The sequence below is a fragment of the Lysinibacillus sp. FJAT-14745 genome (assembly GCF_001275675.1).
In the GTDB taxonomy this organism is placed as follows: domain Bacteria; phylum Bacillota; class Bacilli; order Bacillales_A; family Planococcaceae; genus Lysinibacillus.
This window is the reverse complement of sequence record NZ_LITM01000005.1, coordinates 306707-307268: the sequence shown is the minus strand read 5'-3', so window position 1 is coordinate 307268 and position 562 is coordinate 306707. Positions and strand designations below refer to the sequence as shown.

The following is a 562-nucleotide window of genomic DNA, read 5'->3' as shown; positions in this document are numbered from 1 at the left end:
GCTTTTTCCTGACAAGTTTTTTGGACACGTGCGGCTTCTTCCGTTTTCCATGAGCGGACGATACGCGCAACGGTTGTAGCGGGTGTATTTGTCACACGTGCTGTATGCGTGATTGTAGCGCCGATTGCCTGCTTCGGCAACGTAGCCTCAAATGCCTTTGTGTATCGTTTTTTCGGTGCCACACACTCATATGCCCACACGAAATGCGCAAAACAAGCTGTACATGACATACGAATGGCAGGTAAGTTCAAATAAACTGGGCAACCAAACGCTTCGAGATGCCGCACTTTTCGAACATAGCCGATCCCGCGACGACTCGTATTTTCAGATGCACAAATTGGACAGGCCTGTTTAGAATTAATCGGCATGACATCAATGAAAATTTGGTGATTTATTTTATTGGTTGCGGTAATTAATAGTTCTGGTAAATCCCATAAATCCCTGATAGAATGAGAGTGCATCTGTATACCTCGCTGCGTTGTTTGGTCGTACTCTCAACTCTAGCGGATACAGATGTTTTTTTGTATTCTTTTTTAGCAAGAACAGATTTTGGTGTTGAGCC

The 562-nt window shown here is 44.3% G+C and carries 1 protein-coding gene; it reads right to left on the bottom strand.

Going from position 1 to position 562, the window contains the following annotated elements; all coding sequences use genetic code 11:
* A partial coding sequence (locus tag AMS59_RS08800) for a transposase family protein (protein ID WP_199777698.1) occupies positions 1–461 on the bottom strand: 461 nt, incomplete at its 3' end.
* Positions 462–562 lie beyond the last annotated feature (101 nt).